The organism is Jeotgalibacillus alimentarius (assembly GCF_000829445.1).
In the GTDB taxonomy this organism is placed as follows: Bacteria; Bacillota; Bacilli; order Bacillales; family Jeotgalibacillaceae; genus Jeotgalibacillus; species Jeotgalibacillus alimentarius.
The window spans coordinates 82892-105638 of record NZ_JXRQ01000008.1 but is presented as its reverse complement, the minus strand read 5'-3'; the positions used below and the strand labels follow the sequence as shown (position 1 = coordinate 105638).

At 42.5% G+C, this 22747-nt stretch carries 21 protein-coding genes, 1 tRNA gene and 1 riboswitch; of the genes, 1 reads left to right on the top strand and 21 read right to left on the bottom strand.

What is annotated here, in order from left to right; genetic code table 11:
• From hemC to KP77_RS01510, 19 genes are all read right to left on the bottom strand, one after another.
• Complete coding sequence (gene hemC / locus KP77_RS01600; protein ID WP_041120986.1) at positions 1-933, bottom strand: hydroxymethylbilane synthase; 933 nt, start codon at positions 931-933, stop codon at positions 1-3.
• Positions 934-960: 27 nt separating this feature from the next.
• Positions 961-1794, bottom strand: coding sequence for a cytochrome c biogenesis protein (locus tag KP77_RS01595; RefSeq protein WP_041120985.1), 834 nt, complete (start codon positions 1792-1794; stop codon positions 961-963).
• Between the two features lie 15 nt (positions 1795-1809).
• Positions 1810-3144: a glutamyl-tRNA reductase gene (gene hemA / locus KP77_RS01590; RefSeq protein WP_041120984.1), complete on the bottom strand. Its 1335-nt coding sequence runs from the start codon at positions 3142-3144 to the stop codon at positions 1810-1812.
• 540 nt (positions 3145-3684) lie between these two features.
• The gene (gene yihA, locus KP77_RS01585; protein WP_041120983.1) at positions 3685-4272 is read right to left on the bottom strand and encodes a ribosome biogenesis GTP-binding protein YihA/YsxC; all 588 of its coding nucleotides are present in this window, start codon (positions 4270-4272) and stop codon (positions 3685-3687) included.
• Positions 4269-6593, bottom strand: coding sequence for an endopeptidase La (gene lon / locus KP77_RS01580; RefSeq protein ID WP_041120982.1), 2325 nt, complete (start codon positions 6591-6593; stop codon positions 4269-4271). Before lon ends, yihA begins: the two co-directional genes overlap by 4 nt.
• 125 nt (positions 6594-6718) lie before the next feature.
• Positions 6719-7990, bottom strand: a complete 1272-nt coding sequence (gene clpX / locus KP77_RS01575; RefSeq protein WP_041120981.1) for an ATP-dependent protease ATP-binding subunit ClpX — start codon at positions 7988-7990, stop codon at positions 6719-6721.
• 210 nt (positions 7991-8200) lie between these two features.
• A complete protein-coding gene (tig, locus tag KP77_RS01570; protein ID WP_041120980.1) occupies positions 8201-9490 on the bottom strand; it encodes a trigger factor in 1290 nt (429 codons plus the stop codon).
• Positions 9491-9634: 144 nt separating this feature from the next.
• Entirely contained in the window at positions 9635-10582 is a 948-nt protein-coding gene (locus KP77_RS01565; RefSeq protein ID WP_041120979.1) for a hypothetical protein, read from the bottom strand.
• 134 nt (positions 10583-10716) lie between these two features.
• Positions 10717-10790: transfer RNA gene (locus KP77_RS01560), tRNA-Arg, on the bottom strand.
• Positions 10791-10951: 161 nt separating this feature from the next.
• The gene (locus KP77_RS01555) at positions 10952-11461 is read right to left on the bottom strand and encodes a metallophosphoesterase (RefSeq protein ID WP_041120978.1); all 510 of its coding nucleotides are present in this window, start codon (positions 11459-11461) and stop codon (positions 10952-10954) included.
• 9 nt (positions 11462-11470) lie between these two features.
• A complete protein-coding gene (locus KP77_RS01550; protein WP_041120977.1) occupies positions 11471-12055 on the bottom strand; it encodes an XTP/dITP diphosphatase in 585 nt (194 codons plus the stop codon).
• A complete protein-coding gene (rph, locus tag KP77_RS01545) occupies positions 12052-12807 on the bottom strand; it encodes a ribonuclease PH (RefSeq protein ID WP_041120976.1) in 756 nt (251 codons plus the stop codon). The genes KP77_RS01550 and rph overlap by 4 nt, the downstream gene beginning before the upstream one ends.
• Before the next feature lie 50 nt (positions 12808-12857).
• Positions 12858-13655: a glutamate racemase gene (gene racE, locus KP77_RS01540; protein WP_041120975.1), complete on the bottom strand. Its 798-nt coding sequence runs from the start codon at positions 13653-13655 to the stop codon at positions 12858-12860.
• Between the two features lie 16 nt (positions 13656-13671).
• Complete coding sequence (locus KP77_RS01535) at positions 13672-14124, bottom strand: MarR family winged helix-turn-helix transcriptional regulator (RefSeq protein ID WP_041120974.1); 453 nt, start codon at positions 14122-14124, stop codon at positions 13672-13674.
• A gap of 107 nt (positions 14125-14231) precedes the next feature.
• The gene (locus KP77_RS01530) at positions 14232-14444 is read right to left on the bottom strand and encodes a helix-turn-helix domain-containing protein (RefSeq protein ID WP_041120973.1); all 213 of its coding nucleotides are present in this window, start codon (positions 14442-14444) and stop codon (positions 14232-14234) included.
• Positions 14445-14515: 71 nt separating this feature from the next.
• The gene (locus KP77_RS01525) at positions 14516-14986 is read right to left on the bottom strand and encodes an acyl-CoA thioesterase (RefSeq protein ID WP_041120972.1); all 471 of its coding nucleotides are present in this window, start codon (positions 14984-14986) and stop codon (positions 14516-14518) included.
• A 282-nt stretch (positions 14987-15268) separates the two neighbouring features.
• Positions 15269-16042 carry a succinate dehydrogenase iron-sulfur subunit gene (gene sdhB, locus KP77_RS01520; protein WP_041120971.1) on the bottom strand — a complete coding sequence of 258 codons (774 nt, stop codon included), beginning with the start codon at positions 16040-16042 and terminating at the stop codon, positions 15269-15271.
• 2 nt (positions 16043-16044) lie between these two features.
• Complete coding sequence (gene sdhA / locus KP77_RS01515; protein ID WP_041120970.1) at positions 16045-17805, bottom strand: succinate dehydrogenase flavoprotein subunit; 1761 nt, start codon at positions 17803-17805, stop codon at positions 16045-16047.
• Between the two features lie 59 nt (positions 17806-17864).
• The gene (locus KP77_RS01510) at positions 17865-18473 is read right to left on the bottom strand and encodes a succinate dehydrogenase cytochrome b558 subunit (protein WP_041120969.1); all 609 of its coding nucleotides are present in this window, start codon (positions 18471-18473) and stop codon (positions 17865-17867) included.
• Positions 18474-18856: 383 nt separating this feature from the next.
• Here KP77_RS01510 and KP77_RS01505 point away from each other — a divergent pair, with 383 nt between their 5' ends.
• Entirely contained in the window at positions 18857-19312 is a 456-nt protein-coding gene (locus KP77_RS01505) for a YslB family protein (RefSeq protein WP_041120968.1), read from the top strand.
• Positions 19313-19350: 38 nt separating this feature from the next.
• Here KP77_RS01505 and KP77_RS01500 read toward each other — a convergent pair whose 3' ends face one another.
• Both KP77_RS01500 and uvrC read right to left on the bottom strand, forming a co-directional pair.
• Complete coding sequence (locus KP77_RS01500) at positions 19351-20580, bottom strand: aspartate kinase (protein ID WP_041121201.1); 1230 nt, start codon at positions 20578-20580, stop codon at positions 19351-19353.
• Between the two features lie 115 nt (positions 20581-20695).
• Positions 20696-20874, bottom strand: a riboswitch (Lysine riboswitch).
• 57 nt (positions 20875-20931) lie between these two features.
• Positions 20932-22704 (bottom strand): excinuclease ABC subunit UvrC, encoded by a 1773-nt coding sequence (uvrC, locus tag KP77_RS01495; protein ID WP_041120967.1) that lies wholly within the window; start codon positions 22702-22704, stop codon positions 20932-20934.
• Positions 22705-22747 lie beyond the last annotated feature (43 nt).

Genomic DNA, 22747 nt, shown 5'->3' with positions numbered 1-22747 from the left:
TCACTGACCTTCCTGTTCTTCTTTAACCTGGTCGATTAAAGCTTTAGCACCCTGCTCTGTCAGGATTTCTGCAGCTTTAAGCCCTACTTCCACCGGGTCATTTCCATTAATCACTTCTTTATATACTTTCTTGCCGTCTGGTGAAGCAACCAGTGCAGTCAGAGATACGCCATCTTCAATCTGAGTTGCATACCCTGCAATCGGCACCTGGCATCCACCCTCCATTTTATGAAGGAACGTTCGTTCAGCAGTAACAGTCAAAGCTGTTTCCTGATCAGTAAAACGGTTCAGCAATTCTCTCAGCTCTGTATCATTTTCACGGCATTCAATTGATAATGCGCCCTGACCGATCGCCGGCAGGCAGTCTTCCGGAGAAAGAAATTCAGATACAACGTCTTTTGACCAGCCCATTCTTGATAGACCTGCTGCTGCTAAAATAATGGCATCAAAGTTTTCAGTTTCCAGTTTCTTTAACCGTGTATCAATATTCCCGCGGATCCATTCCACTTTCAGGTCCGGACGTACAGCAAGAATCTGCGCACCGCGTCTAAGGCTGCTTGTCCCGACAATTGAACCAGCAGGCAGTTCAGCAAGCGTTTCTTTGTTTTTTGAAATGAGTGCATCTCGCGGATCTTCACGTTTCGGAATACTGCCGATTACCAGACCCTCCGGCAGTTCTGCCGGCATATCCTTCATACTGTGAACAGCCATATCAATCTCTCCATCGATCATTGCCTGTTCAATTTCTTTTACAAACAGACCTTTGCCTCCTACTTTAGAAAGCTTCACGTTCTGGATCTGATCACCTTTTGTAACAATTTCCTTAATCTCGAACTCAGCACCTGGTTGAAGTGCTTTCAGCTGCTCAATCACCCATTTAGTCTGTGTAATCGCAAGCTTACTTCTACGTGATCCTACAATAAATTTCCTCATTATCAAAAGCCTCCATTGAATCGTTATTTAGACTGACCAGAAGTGGAACGAAGATAATCTGCTGCCAAGCAAAAAGTTAATCAGCAGACAGCCAAAAGCAACTGTGTTAAACAGTGCCAGTGATTTCCCTGACTGGCCCTTTCCGAACCTTCTGTATAAAAACACGCCATAAATGGCTAGTAACAGGAATGACCCTGAAATCTTAATGTCATACCATAAAACAGTAGGCAGAGAAACAACTGCCCATTGGACTCCCAGAATTAAACTGAGTAACAGCATCGGGAAACCGATACTGTTCAAAATGACTGATCCCTTTTCCAACTTCGCCAAATCCGTGATCCGCTGAATTTTCTGACCCCATTTTTTCTGTTTCAACAGCCTGTATTGAAGTAAATACAGGATGGAGAATACAACGGATACAGAAAAAGCAGCATAAGATACAATTGCCATTGTTATATGAACGAGCAGCAGCTCTGACATCAGCCTTTCAGCAGCTGCTTCTGTGCTGGCCTGGATCGGGGCGAACGTATGGATCGCCATGAAAGTAAAGCCTATCACGTTGACAAAGAAAACAGTGAAATCCACTCTCATTAAGCGGTTAAGCGCCAGCGATAGAGTGAGCAATACCCAAGCATAAAAATAAATGCCCTCAAACAGCGTTAAAACTGGAAATCTTCCAGTTCTGAACATGTAGAGAAATAAAAAAATTGTTTGAAGAACCCAAACAATTGATAAAAGCCAGAAGGCAACGCGGTTCGCCTTCTGGTCTTTTTGTACATAATCCATAAAATATAATAGAACGCTGATTGCATAGAGGATAATCATGACTTCATGAAGCCGTGTCATTGACAGTTCGAACATGTGTGATCCTCCCAATCAACTTTGCAGTGAAAGTTGAGGCTGTACGTTCACTGTTTCAGCAGTTTCAATTTCCTGACGCTCCGTTTCTTGTGTCAGGTTAAAGATCTGCTTGAACAGTTCAAGTTTTTCATCACCATCCGGCAGTGCCGCCAGTTCTTTTGCCTGCAAAATCGGATCTTTTAATAGTTGATTAATAATGCTTTTTGTATGCTTGTTCAATACTTTGCGTTCACGGTCAGTGAGGCTTGGCATTTTCCGTTCAATGCTTTCCATCGTTTCTGCCTGAATCGCAAGTGCCTTTTCGCGAAGTTCTGAAATCACCGGTACGACACCGAGCATGTTCAGCCATTCTTTAAATGCAACGATTGCTTCTTCCACCATCAGGCCAATGGCTTCTGCAGCCTGCTTACGTTCTTCAAGGTTAGCCTGTACAATGCCTTCAAGATCATCAATATCATATAAGAAGACGTTATCAAGTTCATTGATTGCAGGGTCAAGATCTCTTGGTACTGCAATGTCTACCATAAAGAATGGACGGCCTTTACGCATTCTTTCAACATCTGTCATCATCTCTTTACTGATTAGTGCTTCCTGAGCTCCAGTCGAAGTAATGAGAATATCTGCTTCAATTAATGCGCACTGAAGCTCTCTCAGTTCTTTAGCGCTGCCTGAGAACTTATCAGCAAGTGCTTCCGCCTTTTCAAAAGTACGGTTAATCACGGTCACTTTAGTAGCACCGCTGCCCTGAAGGTTTTGAATAGCCAGTTCGCCCATTTTCCCGGCACCAAGAATAAGCACATGTTTTTTATTTAAATCTCCGAATATCTTCTTTGCAAGCTCAACAGCTGCATAAGATACTGATACAGCATTTGAAGCGATATCAGTTTCAGAGTGTGCTTTCTTTGCTAACGTAACAGCCTGCTTGAAAAGCTCATTAAAAACAGTTCCTGTCGTACCATTTTCCTGGCCTGTAAAGAAGCTTTTCCGGACCTGTCCAAGGATCTGAGTTTCCCCGACAATCATAGAGTCAAGGCCACAGCTTACTTTGAACAGATGCTCCATTGCACCGTCTTTTTCGTACATGAATAAATAAGGACTGAACTCGTCCTTGTCCAGATTAAACCAGTCAGCTAAAAATTGTTTTATATAATAACGACCTGTGTGAAGCTGATCTACTACTGCATATATCTCAGTACGGTTGCATGTCGAAACGATGACATTCTCCAGAATGCTCTTTCTGCCCTGAAGTTCTGTCATTGCTTTACTAAGATCCGCTTCCTGAAAAGAAAGACGCTCTCTCATCTCTACCGGGGCCGTTTTGTAATTCAAACCTACCACTAAAATGTGCATGTGCTGAATGACACCCCCACGAATTAATCATTACTCCCATTATAACATGTTTGCGGACATGGCCTAATGGTAAATGTGAACAACCCTTGAAACGTACTGACACAATGACTGGCTGAGCCAGTTCGCACCATTGCATCACGTTTTCATCTGAACTAAGGTTACCAAACCACCCGGGCGTTTTCAACAGTTCCGCTCAATATCAGAACCTTCTGTGAAAACGTTTTACTAATAACATGTTTCACTACTTTGGTCACTAGTAAACCCTTTCAACTGTAAAAGCTTTATATACAGAGAAACTTTACAGAAACGCTGTCTCTTTTCGTGGAGGGCTGCGCTTTCCTGCCCCGGGCGGTGAGCTTCCTGGGGCGGGAGTCTCCGCCCTCCACTACAAGAGCCAGCTGAATGTATGTTAATAAAAAGTTAATTCATTAAAAAAGTTGACCTTATCCGCATCGGTCCACTGCACTGCCCACAGTGAAGATCAACAATAAAAAGCACACTGACAAAACCAGTGCGCTTTTAGATAAGTCTATCATTCTGCTATTCTTTCATTTTCCTTTCGATAAAATGCCATGCCTGGTCTTTGCCGAGGCCTGTTTCTGAGGAGAACATGATGAGTTCATCTCCTTCAGCGATTTCAAGCACTTTTCGTGTGACGCTAAGGTGTTTTTGCCATTTACCTTTAGGAATTTTATCAGCTTTTGTAGCGACGATTAAGCACGGAATATCAAAGTGCTTAAGGAAGTCATACATCATAATATCATCCTTGGTTGGCGGATGTCTGAGATCGACTATCATAATAACTGCTTTTAATGGTGCTCTGTCAGTCATATAAGTTTCGATCATTTTTCCCCATGCTGCCCGTTCAGTTTTAGATACTTTGGCGTATCCATACCCCGGAACATCCACGAAGTACAGTGCTTCATTCAATAAATAAAAGTTGAGTGTCTGGGTTTTACCCGGCTTTGAAGAAATGCGTGCCAGTGCTTTTCTGTTGATCATCTTGTTAATAAATGATGATTTCCCAACGTTTGATCTGCCCGCTAATGCAAACTCGGGCAGACCTCCTTCAGGATATTGTTCAGGTTTTACAGCACTAATCACGATTTCTGATTGTGTAATTTTCATTCTTTCTCACCTACTAATGCAACTTCAAGCACTTCATCTACATGAGATACCGGGATAAACGTCAGTTCAGCACGTACGCTTTCCGGAATATCGTCAATGTCACGCTCGTTCTCTTTTGGAATAATAATGGTTGTCAGTCCCGCTCTGTGGGCACTGAGGGATTTTTCCTTCAGACCGCCAATCGGCAGCACTCTTCCTCTCAATGTCACTTCACCGGTCATACCGACTTCTTTTTTAATTTTACGATTTGTCAGTGCAGATACAAGCGCTGTTACGATTGTAATACCGGCAGATGGCCCGTCTTTTGGCACTGCACCTTCAGGAACGTGTATATGAATATCATGTTTTTCATGAAAATCTTCTTCTAAGTTCAGCTGTTCTGCACGGGATCTGACAAATGAAAATGCAGTCTGAGCAGATTCTTTCATGACATCGCCAAGCTTACCGGTCAGTACAAGCTTCCCCTTACCAGGAGAAAGTGATACTTCGATTTGAAGTGTGTCTCCACCAACAGTTGTGTAGGCAAGACCAGTAGCAACGCCAATCTGATCCTCAACCTCAGCCTGTCCATAACGGAACTTCTTCTTGCCGAGAAAATCATAAAGGCTTTTTGACGTAACTACTACCTTTTTCTTCTCTTCTCCAACAATCATCTTGGCTGCTTTTCTGCATACTGTTGCAAGCTGTCTCTCAAGACTTCTTACACCAGCTTCACGCGTGTGATAGCGGACAATATCCTTAATGGCTTCATCGCGTACCTGTACCTGCGACTTCGATAAGCCGTTTTCTTCAATCTGTTTTGGAAGCAGATGATTTTTGGCGATATTAATTTTTTCAATCTCTGTGTATCCCGCAATTGTAATGATCTCCATGCGGTCACGCAGCGGCCCCGGGATCGTCGCCAGGTTATTGGCTGTTGCAATGAACATAACTTTAGACAGATCATAAGGTTCTTCAATGAAGTGATCACTGAATGAGTTGTTCTGTTCAGGGTCAAGCACCTCAAGCATCGCTGAAGATGGATCCCCTCTGAAGTCATTGGACATTTTATCAATTTCATCAAGAAGAAATACAGGGTTCACAGTACCGGCTTTTTTCATTCCCTGAATGATACGGCCAGGCATTGCCCCTACATACGTTCTGCGGTGTCCGCGAATTTCAGATTCATCTCTGATACCACCAAGTGACGCTCTGACAAATTTTCTGCCGACTGATTCAGCAATAGAACGCGCAAGACTTGTTTTACCTACGCCAGGAGGTCCCGCAAGACAAAGAATTGGACCCTTTAACGATTTTGTCAGCTGTTGTACAGCCAGATATTCAAGCACACGCTCTTTTACTTTTTCAAGTCCGTAGTGATCACGATCAAGAATTTTTTCCGCTTTTTTAATATCCAGGTCATCTTTAGTGGACTGACTCCAAGGTACTGTAATGAGCCATTCAATATAATTGCGGATAACTGAGCTTTCTGCTGAAGTAGCAGGCACTTTTTCATAGCGGTCAAGTTCTTTACGTGCAATCTTTTCTATAGATTCAGGCATCTTCGCCTGACGGATTCTTTTTGCCAGGTCAGAAATTTCACCGGTTTTTCCATCTTTATCCCCGAGCTCTTTCTGAATCGCTTTCATCTGTTCACGCAAATAATATTCTTTTTGGGTTCTTTCCATAGACTTCTTCACACGCTGACCGATTTTCTTTTCAAGACTCAGTACTTCTTTTTCATTGTTGATTGTCTCGATCAATCTTGTCATACGTTTTTTGATATCAGTTGTATCAAGTACTTCCTGCTTCATTTTTAATTTTAATGGCAGGTGGGAAGCCACGATATCTGCAAGACGGCCTGGTTCTTCAATGTCGAGAACCGTGTTAAGTGTTTCTTTAGAGACTTTCTTTGATAGCGCAATGTACTGTTCAAAGTAATCTGTTAATGTTCTCATCAGTGCTTCATATTCCGGTGTTTTTTCAGGATCATCCGGAAGAGATTCAACTGTTACTGTAAAGAATGGCTCACTTTCTTCAAATGAAGTGATTCTTCCCCGCTCAATTCCTTCAACGAGTACGCGGATTGTCCCGTTAGGAAGTTTCAGCATCTGCTTTACTTTTGTCAGCGTCCCCATTTCAGCCAGGTCATCCTGCTCAGGCTGATCGATGGCCATATCTTTTTGAGTGGATAAAAAGATCATATGGTCCTCCATCATTGCTTTTTCAAGCGCCTGAATAGACCTTTCGCGGCCAACGTCAATATGAAGCACCATTGTTGGATACACGAGCAAACCGCGCAGCGGCAGCAGTGGTAAGGTTTGTGTAGTTGATTTCGCCATATGTAACACCTCCAGGTTGTATCTGTAAGCTTCTGTTATACTTTACCCTTTCAATACACAAAACATCCGGGCAAAGCGAAGAAAAAAGCTGACTCTATATGATGAGCCAGCTTTTGTCTTAGACTTTAAGCAGATGTCTTTTCTTCATCATCCAGATTAATTTCAGAACCATCTTCTCTCAGAAGAACAGGACGTTCCGTCTGCTCAACAGCTCCAGGTGTAATGATACACTTTTTAATTTCTTCTCTGGAAGGAAGGTCAAACATGACATCAAGCATCAGGTTTTCAATAATAGAACGAAGTCCGCGTGCACCGGTTTTTCGTTCAATTGCTTTTTTAGAGATTTCACGCAGTGCTTCTTCCTCAAATTCAAGTTCAACATCATCAAGCTCAAGCATTTTCTGATATTGTTTTACTAATGCGTTTTTAGGCTTCGTCAGAATAGAGATCAGCGCTTCTTCATCCAGTGTCTCAAGTGTTGCAGTCACTGGAAGACGGCCGATAAATTCAGGGATCAATCCGAATTTCAGAAGATCCTCCGGTACCAGCTTAGCAAGCAGTTCACGCTCAGTCAGGTCACCTTTTGAATCCCCGGATCCAAATCCGATTACCTTTTGACCAAGTCGGCGTTTAATAATCTGGTCTACACCGTCAAATGCACCACCAACAATGAACAGAATGTTCGTTGTATCAATCTGAATAAATTCCTGGTGTGGATGCTTTCTTCCACCCTGTGGCGGCACACTTGCGGTCGTGCCTTCAAGAATTTTCAGCAGTGCCTGCTGTACACCTTCACCTGAAACGTCACGTGTAATTGACGGGTTTTCAGATTTACGGGCCACTTTATCAATTTCATCGATATAGATAATTCCCTTTTCAGCACGTTCAACATCGTAATCAGCAGCCTGGATCAGCTTCAAAAGGATGTTTTCAACATCTTCCCCTACGTAACCTGCTTCTGTCAGTGATGTCGCATCCGCAATGGCAAATGGCACATTCAAAATTCTTGCAAGTGTCTGTGCCAGTAATGTTTTACCGGAACCCGTTGGTCCGATCAGACAGATGTTACTTTTTGAAAGTTCAACATCATCAACTTTACTGTTTGATTTGATACGTTTGTAGTGGTTATATACGGCAACAGAAAGTGACTTCTTCGCACGTTCCTGCCCGATAACGTAATCACCCAGAATTGATAGGATTTCCTTTGGTTTTGGAACATCCTTGAACTCTACTTCTTCTTCAGTGCCCAGCTCTTCTTCTACAATTTCAGTGCAAAGTTCGATACATTCATCACAAATATATACGCCAGGCCCGGCAACAAGCTTACGAACCTGTTCCTGGGTCTTTCCGCAGAAAGAACATTTCAATTGTCCTTTTTCATCGTTAAATTTAAACATTCCATTCACCCCTTTATCAGTCTTGCCCTGAGCTAGAGCAGCTCTTCTTCACTCTGTAGAGAAAATTGTACCATAATGAATCATTAGACGGAACTAACTCGATTTTCCCGATATGCTTTCCTTTTAAACAATTATGTATGCATGAAATAATTAAAGCCTTTATGTTATAAAACAAGGCACGATATCATCGCGCCTTGCCCTTAAATCTTATTATGCAACAGTTTTACTGTTTTCCACAAGAAAATCGATTGCTTTTTGTACACGCAGATCATTTTCAAGAATTTCAGTAGATCCGCCAAGTGCAGCTTTAATCTGATCAACTGACATATTGAATTGTTCAGTCATGCTGCTAAGCTCTGACTCAACATCTTCTTCTGTTACTGTGATATTTTCTGCATCAGCGATTGCTTCAAGTACAAGGTTTGTACGAACACGCTTAGCTGCATCTTCCTGCATTTGTCCGCGAAGTGTCTCTTCGTCCTGTCCGCTGAACTGGAAGTAAAGATCAAGGTTCATACCCTGTGCACCAAGACGCTGTTCAAATTCCTGCATCATACGGTCAACTTCTGTGTTAACCATTGATTCCGGAATATCGATTTCAGCATTTTCAGCTGCTTTTTCAACAACTGAATCGCGAAGTGCCATTTCAGCAGCATTTTGCTTTTCTTCAGTCAGACGCGTTTTCGTTTTCTCTTTTAGTTCAGAAAGAGATTCAACTTCTTCGTCTGCATCTTTCGCGAATTCATCATCAAGCTCAGGAAGTTCCTTTGCTTTGATTTCATGAATTTTCACTTTGAAAGTAGCCGGCTTACCAGCAAGCTCTTCAGCGTGGTACTCTTCAGGGAATGAAACTTCAACATCTTTTTCATCTCCTGTTGCAAGACCTACCAGCTGTTCTTCAAATCCTGGAATGAATGAACCTGAACCGATTTCAAGTGAGTAGTTTTCAGCTTGTCCGCCTTCAAACGCTTCACCATCAACGAAGCCTTCAAAGTCAAGAACAACAGTATTGCCGTCTTCAACTTTTCCGTCTTCCTTCACAACAAGCTCAGCCTGACGTTCCTGAAGCTGCTTAAGTTCAGCATCCACATCTTCATCAGTTACTTCAGCATCAAGCTTTTCCACTTCAAGCCCTTTGTATTCACCAAGCTTAACTTCCGGCTTAACCGTTACTTTAGCTGTGAAGATCAGTTCTTTACCTTTTTCCATCTGCTCAACATCAATTTCAGGACGGTCTACAGGTACGATACCTGCTTCGTCTACTGCGCTTGCGTAAGCTTCAGGAAGGATTTCATCAAGAGCATCCTGATAAAGTGACTCTACACCAAAACGCTTTTCAAACATTTGGCGAGGCATTTTTCCTTTACGGAAACCAGGTACATTAATTTGCTTAACAACCTTTTGAAACGCGCTGTCTAATCCTTTGTTAACTGTCTCAGCGTCTACCTGTACAGTTAGTACGCCTTCATTACCTTCTTGCTTTTCCCATTTTGCTGACATAAATAATTCCCTCCAAAACATCTATTAAGTTAATGGTTTCATGAACATCATGAAATCAATGATTCTTTCATTTATCGATTTAAGAATCCCATTATGCAACCATTTTATTATAACATACGCGGTTTGTGTTTCAACTGCAAACCATTAGACCATTTCCGCTTTTTCGAGTCTCCTGATTTCGTCCAGCAGCTCTTCATCTGAGAATAGCTGAAAAGCAGTTTCATCCCCCATGTATTCTCTCGAGAGTCTCAGATACGCTTCTGAGAGCAGTTCCGCATTATTATTTCTCCAAGTGAAAGGGTACAGCAGGAAAGCATGTTTTTGCAAGAGCTCCTGAGCAATTTCTGCTGTCTGCAGTTCCTGACTGTGATCTTCTATCAACGCTTTCGTCTGCTGAAAAAGCTCCTGCTCGAATGGCTCGAGCAGCTCAGCGGGATTAACAGAAATTTCTTTCCCCCACTTACTGACGATAACCTCATCACCAATGCGCTGTTCCCTTAATATATTCAGAAGTAACGTCTGAATAAATGGATGCGTCTGTTCACTTTCGATTTCCCTGATGATATCATCTTTCATCGGTCTGATATTCTGTTTAGCCAGCGCTGCTGACTGGATCATCTGCTGTTCAAGACCCTTTTGCAATTGAAAAGATGCAAAAGATTCGTCTGCCGATTCAGTGATCTCTTTTTGCTCCTGTCCCAGATCAATCAGGCTTTTGAGACGTGATGCTTTCTCAGGAGGTAATTCAATCTCTCCTAACAGTGGACTGATAAATGCTGATATTTCACTGAATTTTCTCAGCTGGATCAGATTCATTACGTAAAGCTCAATCAGTTCATCATATTCACCCGAACCTTCGTGAAGCATCTTTTCACACAGCCCGGCTGATTCTCCCCACTGACGGTTTTCATAATAAGCAACGGCCAGCGAAGTGCCAGCAGCTGCATCCTGTTCATCCATTTCATACGCCTGTTCAAGAAGGCTGATGGCTTCAACATTTTCCTGATTTTGCAGCATGTCTAATCCTCGTTCTACAAGACGCTCTTTTAAGCCCGGGAATGGAATCACACGTCTGCTCTGCTGCTCACCCATATATGATGAACCACCTTCCGTTATATTTTGTGAATAGAGTGTAGCACTGTCATCTTAAAAATGCCAAGAATCGAACTGATTTATACAAAAAGAAAACCTGTCTGTTACAGACGTAACAGACAGGTTTTAGGTAGCGTCCCAGGAGCGATTCGAACGCCCGACCGACAGCTTAGAAGGCTGTTGCTCTATCCAGCTGAGCTACTGGGACATTATGTAGTCCTTGTTGAGGACAATTACTATTATATTAACTACTTTCTAAAAAGTCAACGGATTTTAAAAATATTATTTTAAAATATTTTCAACCGATTTGAATTTGCGTAAGAATCAGTCCCGCCGGCCTCATCAAAGAGGCGCGGACGGGCGCTGTGTTTACTCGTTGAATGCTTTATTCCATGATAACAGCTTCTCGTGCTTATCTGTATAAAAATCAATATCCACCTGCCGCTCGTGAAGATCCACGATTGCATAAGTAGGTTCATTGCGGTCCCTGGGCAATCTGATACTGCCCGGATTCAAGAACAGCCGGCCATCCGTCATTTCAGCACCCAGCTGGTGGGAATGTCCGAAAATGATGACGTCAGCTTGAAGTTCATCTCCCTTATAGCTGATTCTATCAAGTGAAGATTTAATGCCGTACAGGTGCCCATGTGTGATAAAAACTTTTGTCCCATCGCAATCAACAAGTTCATCTTCAGGATATGCTGAATCAAAGTCACAGTTTCCCCGCACTTTTACAAACGGGTTCATTACATCTGACTCGTAAGGAAGTTCTGAATCACCTGCGTGGAACATATAATCCACATGGTCGCGCCAGCGTTCAGTTACTTCCGCAAGAATTGCGCTGTCTCCATGGTTATCACTCACAACCAGTAATTTCATCCTATCACCTCACCGAAACTGTAATTGCAATTTCCTGAGTGCATTTGCACGGTGGCTGATCCGGTTCTTCTCATCCGGAGTCAGTTCTGCAAAAGTTTTACCAAACACTTCAGTATAAAAAATCGGGTCATATCCGAATCCATTCTCCCCAGTTGGCTTTGAAGTTATATACCCTTCCGACTCACCTGTAAACAGAACCGTATCTTTTTCAGGTTCAGCAAGCGCCAGCGTACAATGAAATCGCGCAGTTCTTTTTTCCTTCGGGACCCCTTCAAGCTTAGCGAGTACTTTTTCAATATTTTTCTGATCATCTTTCTCTGTCCCTGCGTAGCGCGCTGAATATACGCCCGGTTCACCGTTCAGTGCATCCACGATTAAGCCGCTGTCATCAGCTATGACAATTTCGTTAAAGTGTTTTGAAATCGCTTCTGCTTTTAAAGTCGCATTTTCAGCAAAAGTTGAACCTGTTTCTTCCACTTCTTCTATTGAAGGATAGTCAGAAAGTGTTTTGATTTTGTACCCAAAAGGTTCAAGCAGTGTTTTAAAATCTTTTGCTTTACCCTGATTGTGTGTAGCAATAATCATTGTCTTCATCCGGTTACACCACCCAGAATTTTAGCCGTAATTTCTTCACCAAGAATCATTTTCTGATGTTTAACAATCTTTTCAATACCCGCCTTACCGATATCGAGCATATCAAGCAGCTCTTCATGTGTGAATTCAGCTTCTTCACCAGTACCCTGAAGTTCAACAAAATTCCCTTTTCCAGTCATGACGATATTCATATCAACTTCTGCAGTACTGTCTTCTGCATAGTTCAGATCAAGGATCGGTTCACCTTCTGTACTGATACCTGCAGATACTGCAGCAAGAAAATCTTTTACAGGAAAGGCTGGAAGTGCTTTATCTGCAGCAATTTTTTCGATAGCCAGTGCCATTGCTGCAAATGCGCCTGAAATCGAAGCAGTCCGTGTGCCTCCATCAGCCTGAATGACGTCACAGTCAATCCACACTGTCCGTTCTCCCAGCGCGTCAAGATCAACTACTGAGCGCAATGCCCGTCCAATCAGCCTCTGGATCTCCATCGTACGGCCACTGACCTTCCCTTTGGAGGATTCACGGATCGTACGTTGCCCGGTAGCCCTTGGCAGCATAGCGTATTCTGCTGTAATCCAGCCTTTACCCTGCCCTCTCATAAATGGCGGAACCCGCTCCTCAACACTTGCCGTACAAATGACTTTCGTATCGCCAAATGATACAAGGACAGATCCTTCAGGATGCACCAGGTAGTTCTTTTCAATTTTTACTTCTCTCATTTCAGAGGGAATTCTTCCATCAATTCTCACAGATATTCACTCCATTTTTAATGATGTACATGACAAAAGCCGTGATAAGCTCACGGCAGTTTCACAGATTCTACTACAATGGACTCATCATTCATCCATTCTCGTGCAACTTGTCCAAATATAACGGGTGAACCAGTTGTATAGAATACATTTTGTTTCTTCTCATGACGCGAATGAAGCTCACCGCGATAAGAAAGAATTGCACTGACTTCTCTTGCGGTCTCATCGCCCGAACTGATTACCTTTACTTTTGGACCGACGTACTGCTCAATGAGCGGCTGCAGTAGCGGATAGTGTGTACACCCAAGGATTAATGTATCAATTGGGTACTGTCTCATCTCACTCAGTGTTTCAGCGACAATTTTTTTAGCCATTGAACTGTTATACTCTCCACTTTCTACAAGCGGAACAAATTTCGGGCATGCTTTCGGATAAGTTTTAATTGATTCTTTCAGACTGTGAAGCACATGTTCATACGCTTCACTTTTAATCGTTCCGGCAGTGCCCAGAATGCCGATATGATTATTCTTTGTATACTTAATCGCTGAACGGGCTCCGGGTGAGATGACACCGATTACCGGAATATCAAAAGCAGTTCTGATCTCTTCAAGCGCTGCTGCGGTTGCAGTATTGCAGGCAATCACTAACATTTTAATATCCTGCTTGTATAAAAATTCAGCCATTTCCCACGTAAACCTTCTGACTTCTTCTTCAGGTCTCGGGCCGTACGGACAGCGTGCTGTATCCCCTAAATAAATAATATGCTCATTTGGAAGCTGGTATATAATTTCTTTGGCAACTGTTAAGCCGCCTACACCGGAATCCATTACACCAATTGCTCTGCTCAAGAAAAACGCCTCACTCTTATTTCATTTCACCATGTAATTTATTCAGCACTTTAGCAAGTGAAGTCACTTCATCTTCAGTAAAGCCGGACAATACATCATTTAAATCATGCTGACGCTTTTTAATTACTTCTTCAATAATTCTTTCGCCTTCTTCTAACAGATGAATTCTAACCACCCTGCGGTCATGTTCGTCTTTCACTCTGACAACCAGGCTGCTTCTTTCCATCCGGTCAATTAAGTCTGTTGTTGTGCTGCATGCAAGATACATTTTATTTGATAGTTCGCCAATCGTCATGTCTCCGGCTTCAAACAGCCACTGAAGTGCCACAAATTGCGGTGGCGTAATCGTGTACTGACTGAGGATTTCACGACCCTTTTGTTTGATCAGTCCGGAAATATAGCGGAGGTCTTTTTCGATATCTGCTACAACCTCTCTTGGATGAAGCTCCTGTACACTTTTCGTTTCCATCGTTATATACACTCCCTATGTTTCGTTGTATACATATTGTCGCTTTTTTAATGATAATAATCAAGAAAATTTGAATAAACAGCCGGAAACAAAAAACCGTCTCTGAATTACAGAGACAGTTCTCCCAGCCTTAATAACTCGACGATTGCCTGAGCTCTTCCTTTTACACCAAGCTTCTGGATAACATTAGAAATATGATTTCTGACAGTTTTTTCACTTATAAATAATGCAGAAGCAATTTCTTTAGTCGTCAAATCTTTCAGTAAAAGAGAAAACACTTCTCTTTCCCTTTTCGTTAATATTGAGTTTCTCCGGGCCACTCCTTTTCCCCCTTATCCATTTACGCCGTTTGTTCAGTGTATGAAACCGGCAGAAAAGAAGTGAGTGTTCATCAGTCCATTTTTACAGCCGGCCTGATGAATAATTCTTTTTGTTCTTCAGTCCAGGCAAGTCCTTTACCTGATTTCTTATCCATTTGCACCATCGTACCCCGTCCTGAGAATACAGGTTGTTCTTTTTCGTTCATACCAAGATAGTGGATATCAACGGATGAATTACCTACAGAATCTGCTTTAACATAGACTTTCAGATTTTCATCGAAAAATGCCTGTTTCAGAAAATCACACTGCAGATTCGCAACAACCGGAATAGCCTGACTTGCCGGACCAAGCCAATTCTGCATAAAACCAAGATGCTTAAAAAATTCTATTCTGGCCTGTTCAAAGTAGATAAAAGGTACGGTATTATTCATGTGACCAAAAAGGTCTGTTTCAGAGAACCTGATTTTTACCGGATGATAAAAATCAAATTCTTTTTTCCACTCTTCAAAGTTATTTATGTAAGGTATTTTCAAATTTGACATCCCCTTCGCAAAATGAATGATCATTCACTTTTATTTTACATGAAGTCTGGTCTTTTGAACAGAAAAAAGAGACTCAGACGATTTGTCTAAGTCTCTTAGAGCGGTTCACTTCGCTGCAGGCGGTGCTTTCCGGACGGTGGACCGTTTTGTGGTCCGATATGGCCTCCTCGCCTTCGGCTGTGGGGTCTCAGCTATCCCGCTAATCGTCCCGGAGTCACCGCCTTCCGCTACGTTCACCTGAATATCATGTTAATAATATTCAAATCTAGTAATAAAACGTTCTTAAACTTCTTTATCGCTTCCAAAGAAGTTTCTGAACATTTGAAGGTTTGTGTCACGGTTAAGTGCCGCGATTGACGTTGTTAACGGGATACCTTTCGGGCAGGCTTCCACACAGTTTTGTGAGTTACCGCAGGTTGAAAGTCCTCCGTCACCCATAATGGATTCCAGGCGTTCGTTTTTATTCATTGCACCCGTTGGATGTGCGTTGAACAGACGTACCTGTGAAAGTGGAGCAGGTCCAATAAAGTCTGACTTGCTGTTCACATTCGGGCAGGCTTCAAGACAAACGCCGCAAGTCATACATTTTGACAGTTCGTATGCCCACTGACGCTTTTTCTCCGGCATACGCGGACCAGGTCCAAGATCATACGTACCATCGATCGGAATCCAAGCTTTTACTCTCTTAAGAGAATCAAACATGCGGCTGCGGTCAACCTGAAGGTCACGAACAACCGGGAATGTTCTCATCGGCTCAAGACGGATCGGCTGTTCAAGCTGATCCACTAGTGCAGTACATGACTGACGCGGCTTTCCGTTAATGACCATTGAGCAGGCGCCGCATACTTCTTCAAGACAGCCCATGTCCCATGATACCGGAGTTGTTTTCTCACCTTTTTTATTAAATGGATTACGTCTGATTTCCATCAGCGCAGAAATAACGTTCATATTCGCGCGGTATGGAATCTCAAACTCTTCGAAATAAGGTGCAGAATTCTCATCGTCCTGGCGGTGAATTTCAAACTTGATTACTTTTTCTTCAGTTGCTGTTGCCATGATTATTTTGCTCCTTTCTTCTTAGAGTAATCACGTTTACGCGGTTCAATCAGTGAAACATCCACATCTTCAAAATGGAACTCAGGAGCGTTTGTTTCAGGATTGAACTTAGCCATTGTCGTCTTCAGGAATTTCTCATCATTACGTTCTGGGAAGTCAGGCTTATAGTGTGCGCCGCGGCTTTCATCACGGTTAAGTGCCCCGATTGTAACAACGCGCGCCAAGTGAAGCATTCCTTTTAACTGACGTGTAAATACAGCTCCCTGGTTACTCCATTTAGCAGTATCGTTGATGTTGATTCGCTTAAAGCGCTCCTGCAGTTCCTGGATTTTCGCATCCGTTTCGCGAAGCTTATCATTATGACGGACAACTGTTACATTATCTGTCATCCATTCTCCAAGCTCTTTATGAATGACGTATGCATTCTCGTCGCCATCCATCGCCATGATTTCATCCCACTCCTGCTGCTTTTCTTTTTCAAAGCGGGTGTAGATGTCTTCTGGCATGTCTTCTGTAGTCTTTTCAAGTCCCTCAATATATTTTACAGCGTTTGGTCCTGCGACCATTCCACCGTAAATAGATGAAAGAAGTGAGTTAGCACCCAGACGGTTTGCACCGTGAATTGAATAATCACATTCACCTGCTGCGAACAGACCAGGGATATTTGTCATCTGATCAAAATCAACCCATAGTCCGCCCATTGAATAATGTACAGCAGGGAAGATCTTCATTGGTACTTTACGCGGATCATCACCCATGAATTTCTCATAGATTTCGATGATTCCTCCAAGCTTAATATCAAGCTCTTTCGGATCTTTGTGCGAAAGGTCAAGATAAACCATGTTCTCGCCATTAATACCAAGCTTCTGGCGTACACATACATCGAAAATTTCCCGTGTCGCAATATCACGCGGTACAAGATTTCCGTATGCAGGATACTTTTCTTCTAAGAAGTACCAAGGCTTACCGTCTTTATATGTCCATACACGGCCACCTTCACCACGGGCAGACTCACTCATCAGACGAAGCTTATCGTCACCAGGGATCGCTGTCGGATGGATCTGGATGAACTCACCATTCGAATAATACACACCTTGCTGATAAGCAACAGAAGCTGCTGCTCCAGTATTAATGACAGAGTTTGTTGATTTCCCGAAGATAATCCCAGGTCCGCCTGTAGCCAGAATGACTGCGTCCCCTTTGAAAGACTTAATTTCCATTGTTTTCAGATCCTGAGATACAACACCACGGCAGACGCCGTCGTCATCCAGGACTGAACCAAGGAATTCCCAGCCTTCATATTTCGTTACAAGACCGGCTACTTCATGTCTTCTCACCTGCTCATCGAGTGCATACAACAACTGCTGACCAGTCGTTGCACCGGCGAATGCAGTACGGTGGTGCTGCGTTCCTCCAAAGCGGCGGAAGTCAAGAAGTCCTTCAGGTGTTCTGTTGAACATTACACCCATACGGTCAAGCAGGTGAATGATACCAGGTGCTGCATCACACATTGCTTTTACAGGGGGCTGATTCGCAAGGAAGTCGCCTCCGTATACTGTGTCATCAAAGTGTTCCCAGGGAGAATCACCTTCACCCTTTGTATTTACAGCTCCGTTTATACCACCCTGTGCACAAACAGAGTGTGAACGTTTTACAGGTACAAGCGAGAAGAGGTCTACTGACATTCCTGCTTCAGCTGCTTTAATTGTCGCCATCAGGCCGGCAAGTCCGCCACCTACAACGATAATTCTGCCTTTACTCATTTTGTCACTCTCCTTACTGATATCAAAAGCTGCGCGTAGCAGCTGAAAAAGTTAATGGATTAAACGAATGCAAGAATTGCACGGATACCGATCACAGTCAGCACGATAAATACGCCAAGTGTCGCGTATGTCGAAATCTTTTGCGAGCGTGCGCTCACCGTAATACCCCAGCTGACCATGAATGACCATAAACCATTAGCAAAGTGGAATGTCGTTGATACTATTCCAAGTATGTAAAAAGCAACCATCCATGGATTAGCAAGAATTTCTTCCATCATGCCAAAGTTTACTTCTGCACCAAGCGCTGCCTGAATACGTGTTTCCCATACGTGCCATGTAACGAAGATCAGTGTAATCACACCAGATACACGTTGCAGCATGAACATGTAATTACGCAGTGTGCCATAACGTCTTGTGTTGTTCTTTGCAGTGAATGCAATGTATACTCCATAGATTGCGTGGAAGTATAGCGGGATAAAGATAATAAATAGTTCTAAAAAGATTCTGAATGGTAAACTTTCCATAAAATGCGCTGCATCGTTGAAAGCCTGTTCGCCTCTAGTAGCGAAATGGTTAACAACTAAATGTTGAATCAGGAAGATCCCTACAGGTATAACACCAAGTAAAGAGTGCAGCCTCCTCCAGTAAAACTCTCGATTTTCCGCCATCGAATGTAACCCCCTCTTGAATAAGTACAGCTGCTGGAAACGATTCCCTAGAATGATCGTTTTCAACAAAATTTTCGCACAGTATAACATTTATGTGACAAATTAATTGTACTCCTCTGTTATAGGAGCGTCAAGAAAACGTATACATAAAAACTTTTCAAATGTTTCAGTAATCTTTATTAAGGTTATATAGAAAGGTTAACTCAAAAACCCTTATATCTTCACAAATTATTCACAAAATCATTTTTCACAATTTATTATTTTAATAAAACTGCTAAGACTTGTGACATTTTGCCGATTTAACAATAAAATCTCTATTTCACCTTACCCTTTGCCCATTTTCATTTTATAATAAAGAGATTGAAAGTGAGGTACGGTATGCAATGAGCGAAAATGAAAATGAACATGTACATACACCCAGAGATTTATTTGGTTACCGGCTGATCAGGGATGAACTAATACCGGACCTGCTGGGAAATCATTCGAAAGATATCTTATATTGGGCCGGCAAAAAGCTGGCACGAAACTATCCTTGTCATAATGAAGGAGAATTGATTGCATTTTTCGACCGGGCAGATTGGGGCAACCTTTCCATTTTAAAACAAAAGAATGATGAGATATTGTTTGAACTTTCGGGTCAGCCCGTTCTGGAAAGGTTCAATCATCATGATCCCGTTTTTACACTTGAAGCCGGCTTTGCAGCTGAACAGATTGCAATGATTAAGCAATATCAGACTGAAGCTGTTTACACGAGAAATAAGAAAAACTGTGTGCAAATCGAATTAAAATGGGATTTAAAAGAACCCTACGACCTTCCTTCGCGAAAAGCTAAGAAATAAATGACAGCAGGCTCCTTAATATAGGAACCTGCTGTTTTTTAACTATGAACTGCCGGTTTATCTAGTCCAAAGCTTTCGTGAATGACATTAGCTGCTTTAATCATGTTCTCTGTATCTACTACAGTTGAGACTTTAATTTCAGACGTACTGACCATTTTAACCTGAATCTTCTTATCTGCAAGCACGCTGAACATCTGGGCAGCTACTCCCGGGTTCGAGACCATGCCGGAACCGACAATCGAAACTTTTGAAAGACCCGTTTCATGTTCGATCTCCTGATATCCGATTTCTTCTTTATTGTCTGAGAGAATCTGCAAAGTCTCATCGAGTGCAGATTCCTTTATTGAAAATGACAGATTTACTCTTCCTGTATCAAGTTTACTCTGAATAATAATATCCACATCCACGTGATGCTTTGCCAGAATGGAGAAGACTGCAGGAAATCCTGTCAGCTCGTTTTCGATACCCACTACTGTCATTCTGACAATATCCTTATCAAATGCTACGCCTCTTACTACTAAATGCTCTTCCATCGGTGCATCCTCCTCTATTAACGTTCCTTCTGTTTCTTCCATACTTGATCTGACAGTCAGTTTAATACTATAGTTTTTTGCAAATTCCACCGCTCTCGGATGAAGTACACCAGCTCCAAGGTTCGCAAGCTCCAGCATCTCATCATAAGAGATGCCATTCAGTTTTCTCGCTGCTTTTACATAGCGCGGATCTGTTGAGTAAACACCATCCACATCTGTGTAGATATCACAGCGGTCAGCACCCATTGCAGCAGCAAGAGCAACAGCAGTCGTATCAGAGCCGCCGCGTCCGAGTGTAGTGATTTCTCCGTTTTCATCCATTCCCTGAAAGCCGGCTACCACAATCACTCTTCCTTCTGCTAATAAACTTTCCACACGCTTTGTTTTGACTTCTGTAATTCTTGCATTACTGAATACTGCCTCTGTCCGGATACCTGCCTGCCACCCTGTTAAAGACGTACTTTTATAGCCTCTGTTCTGCAGTGCCATCGCAAGAAGAGACATTGACATCTGTTCTCCGGTTGTCAGCAGCATATCCATTTCTCTTTTTTCAGGACGTGACGTCATTTCCCCGGCTAACCTGACAAGTTCATCCGTGGTTTTGCCCATTGCTGATACAACTACAATCACGTCATTGCCTTTTTCCTTTTCAAGAATGACTCTATTTGCAACATGATGAATTTTTTCAACTGAACCGACTGAAGTTCCTCCAAATTTCTGTACAATGATTCCCACTTTATTTTCCTCTTCCCTTACAATATTTCTCAACTGTTTACGACATAAAAAAAGCAATGGGGAGAATTTCTCCCCATTGCTTTTAGACAGATCATACATATCATCTGAATCGCACAGGTGAGATAGCTCTCCAGAACAATCAAGTTCTGACAGCCCTGCATCTGTTAAATGCAGAACCAGCGAAAAATCTGATGAAGGATTTTCTGCTTCGGCGGCCGCACCTTTCACACTGCATCATAGGATTTCATCATCCTAAGCAGTGGTACTTTTTACGTCCGCACCTCTATCACCACTTTAAATAAAGTGTTTAATTGTTGATCATTATAGCACGGGGTTTTCCCCCCAGCAATGTTATTCCTGTAATTTTTCTATCACTTTTTCTGCAGTTTTAGCAGGCACACCTGCTTTTACAACTTCCTCAAGTGATGCTTCACGGAGCTTCTTCACTGAACCGAAATATTTCAACAGCTGCTTTTTGCGCTGTGGGCCTACTCCGTCAATATCATCAAGGACAGACTGAATCGAATTTTTAGCCCGCACCTGTCTGTGGAATGTAATTGCAAAACGGTGAACTTCATCCTGGATGCGCTGCATGAAGTAAAACTCCTGACTGCGTCTATTAAGCGGGACCACTTCAAGCGGATCTCCAAACAGAAGCTGAGATGTATTATGACGATCATCTTTTGCCAAACCAGCGACAGGCACATCAAGTCCGAGTTCATGACGCAGAATTTCTTTTGCTGCGTCGATCTGACCTTTACCGCCATCAATCACAATTAAATCAGGGAGCGGCAGTGCATCTTTTAACACTCTAGAATAACGCCTTCTGATGACTTCACGCATAGATTCATAATCATCCGGCCCCTGCACAGTTTTAATTTTATACTTGCGGTATTCTTTTCTGGCAGGTTTCCCATCTATAAAAACAACCATCGCTGATACAGCATCTGACCCCTGGATGTTCGAATTATCAAAAGCCTCAATTCTGTATGGCGTATAGATATTCATAGCGCGGCCAAGGTTCTCTGCAGCTTTGATTGTTCTTTCTTCATCACGTTCAATCAGTGCAAATTTTTCAGTCAGCGCAATTGATGCGTTTTTAGCCGCAAGGTTCACAAGATCTTTTTTCTGTCCTCTCACCGGCTGCAGCACTCTTGTCTCTAACAGCTCTTCAGCCATTGACTGATCAATTGTCTGGGGAATCAGCACTTCTTTTGGTTTGAAATGATTTGCTTTCATATAGAACTGTCCTAAAAATGACAGAAATTCTCCTTCTGCTTCATCATAGATCGGGAACATTGCCACATCGCGTTCAATTAGCTTCCCTTGTCTAATGAAGAATACCTGTACACACATCCAGCCTTTATCAATGGCATAGCCGAATATATCACGATTGGTAAAGTCATTCATCGTCATCTTCTGCTTTTCCATTGTTGCTTCAATATGTGTAATCTGGTCACGGAACTCCTTGGCTCTTTCAAATTCCAAGTTTTCTGCTGCCTGCTCCATTTTTACCTTCAGATCTTTTTTCACTTCTTTGAACCCGCCGTTAAGAAACCTGGCAATATCCTCAGTCATCTGACGGTATGTGCTTTGCTCCACTTTGAATTCACATGGAGCAAGGCACTGACCCATATGATAGTACAGACAGACTTTATCAGGCATCGTTCTGCATTTCCTTAACGGATACATTCTGTCGAGCAGTTTTTTTGTTTCGTTTGCCGCCTGGGCATTCGGATAGGGACCGAAGTATTTTCCTTTATCCCTCTTTACTTTCCTTGTAATTAAAAGTCTCGGATGCCTTTCAGCAGTTACCTTAATAAAAGGATAGTGCTTATCATCTTTCAGCATCACGTTATATTTAGGGTCATGTTTTTTAATCAGATTCAGTTCAAGTACAAGGGCTTCCATATTAGATGAAGTGACAATGTACTCAAAATCTTCAATTTCAGAGACGAGTCTCTGCGTTTTGCCATCGTGAGAACCTGTAAAGTAAGATCTCACCCTGTTTTTTAACACCTTTGCTTTTCCCACATAGATGATTGTGCCCTGCCGATCCTTCATCAGATAACAGCCGGGCTGGTCAGGAAGGACTGCAAGTTTGTTTTTTAAAAGATCATTCATGTCATTAGCCTCCTGCACACTTGTTACCTATATTTTACTCAAT

Excerpts from the sequence above, each read along its gene's own strand:
- hemC (WP_041120986.1), bottom strand. The coding sequence starts at position 933 with ATGAGGAAATTTATTGTAGGATCACGTAGAAGTAAGCTTGCGATTACA.
- KP77_RS01595 (WP_041120985.1), bottom strand. The coding sequence starts at position 1,794 with ATGTTCGAACTGTCAATGACACGGCTTCATGAAGTCATGATTATCCTC.
- hemA (WP_041120984.1), bottom strand. The coding sequence starts at position 3,144 with ATGCACATTTTAGTGGTAGGTTTGAATTACAAAACGGCCCCGGTAGAG.
- yihA (WP_041120983.1), bottom strand. The coding sequence starts at position 4,272 with ATGAAAATTACACAATCAGAAATCGTGATTAGTGCTGTAAAACCTGAA.
- lon (WP_041120982.1), bottom strand. The coding sequence starts at position 6,593 with ATGGCGAAATCAACTACACAAACCTTACCACTGCTGCCGCTGCGCGGT.
- clpX (WP_041120981.1), bottom strand. The coding sequence starts at position 7,990 with ATGTTTAAATTTAACGATGAAAAAGGACAATTGAAATGTTCTTTCTGC.
- tig (WP_041120980.1), bottom strand. The coding sequence starts at position 9,490 with ATGTCAGCAAAATGGGAAAAGCAAGAAGGTAATGAAGGCGTACTAACT.
- KP77_RS01565 (WP_041120979.1), bottom strand. The coding sequence starts at position 10,582 with ATGGGTGAGCAGCAGAGCAGACGTGTGATTCCATTCCCGGGCTTAAAA.
- KP77_RS01555 (WP_041120978.1), bottom strand. The coding sequence starts at position 11,461 with ATGAAATTACTGGTTGTGAGTGATAACCATGGAGACAGCGCAATTCTT.
- KP77_RS01550 (WP_041120977.1), bottom strand. The coding sequence starts at position 12,055 with ATGAAGACAATGATTATTGCTACACACAATCAGGGTAAAGCAAAAGAT.
- KP77_RS01535 (WP_041120974.1), bottom strand. The coding sequence starts at position 14,124 with ATGGAAACGAAAAGTGTACAGGAGCTTCATCCAAGAGAGGTTGTAGCA.
- KP77_RS01525 (WP_041120972.1), bottom strand. The coding sequence starts at position 14,986 with ATGTCAAATTTGAAAATACCTTACATAAATAACTTTGAAGAGTGGAAA.
- sdhB (WP_041120971.1), bottom strand. The coding sequence starts at position 16,042 with ATGGCAACAGCAACTGAAGAAAAAGTAATCAAGTTTGAAATTCACCGC.
- sdhA (WP_041120970.1), bottom strand. The coding sequence starts at position 17,805 with ATGAGTAAAGGCAGAATTATCGTTGTAGGTGGCGGACTTGCCGGCCTG.
- KP77_RS01510 (WP_041120969.1), bottom strand. The coding sequence starts at position 18,473 with ATGGCGGAAAATCGAGAGTTTTACTGGAGGAGGCTGCACTCTTTACTT.
- KP77_RS01505 (WP_041120968.1), top strand. The coding sequence starts at position 18,857 with ATGAGCGAAAATGAAAATGAACATGTACATACACCCAGAGATTTATTT.
- uvrC (WP_041120967.1), bottom strand. The coding sequence starts at position 22,704 with ATGAATGATCTTTTAAAAAACAAACTTGCAGTCCTTCCTGACCAGCCC.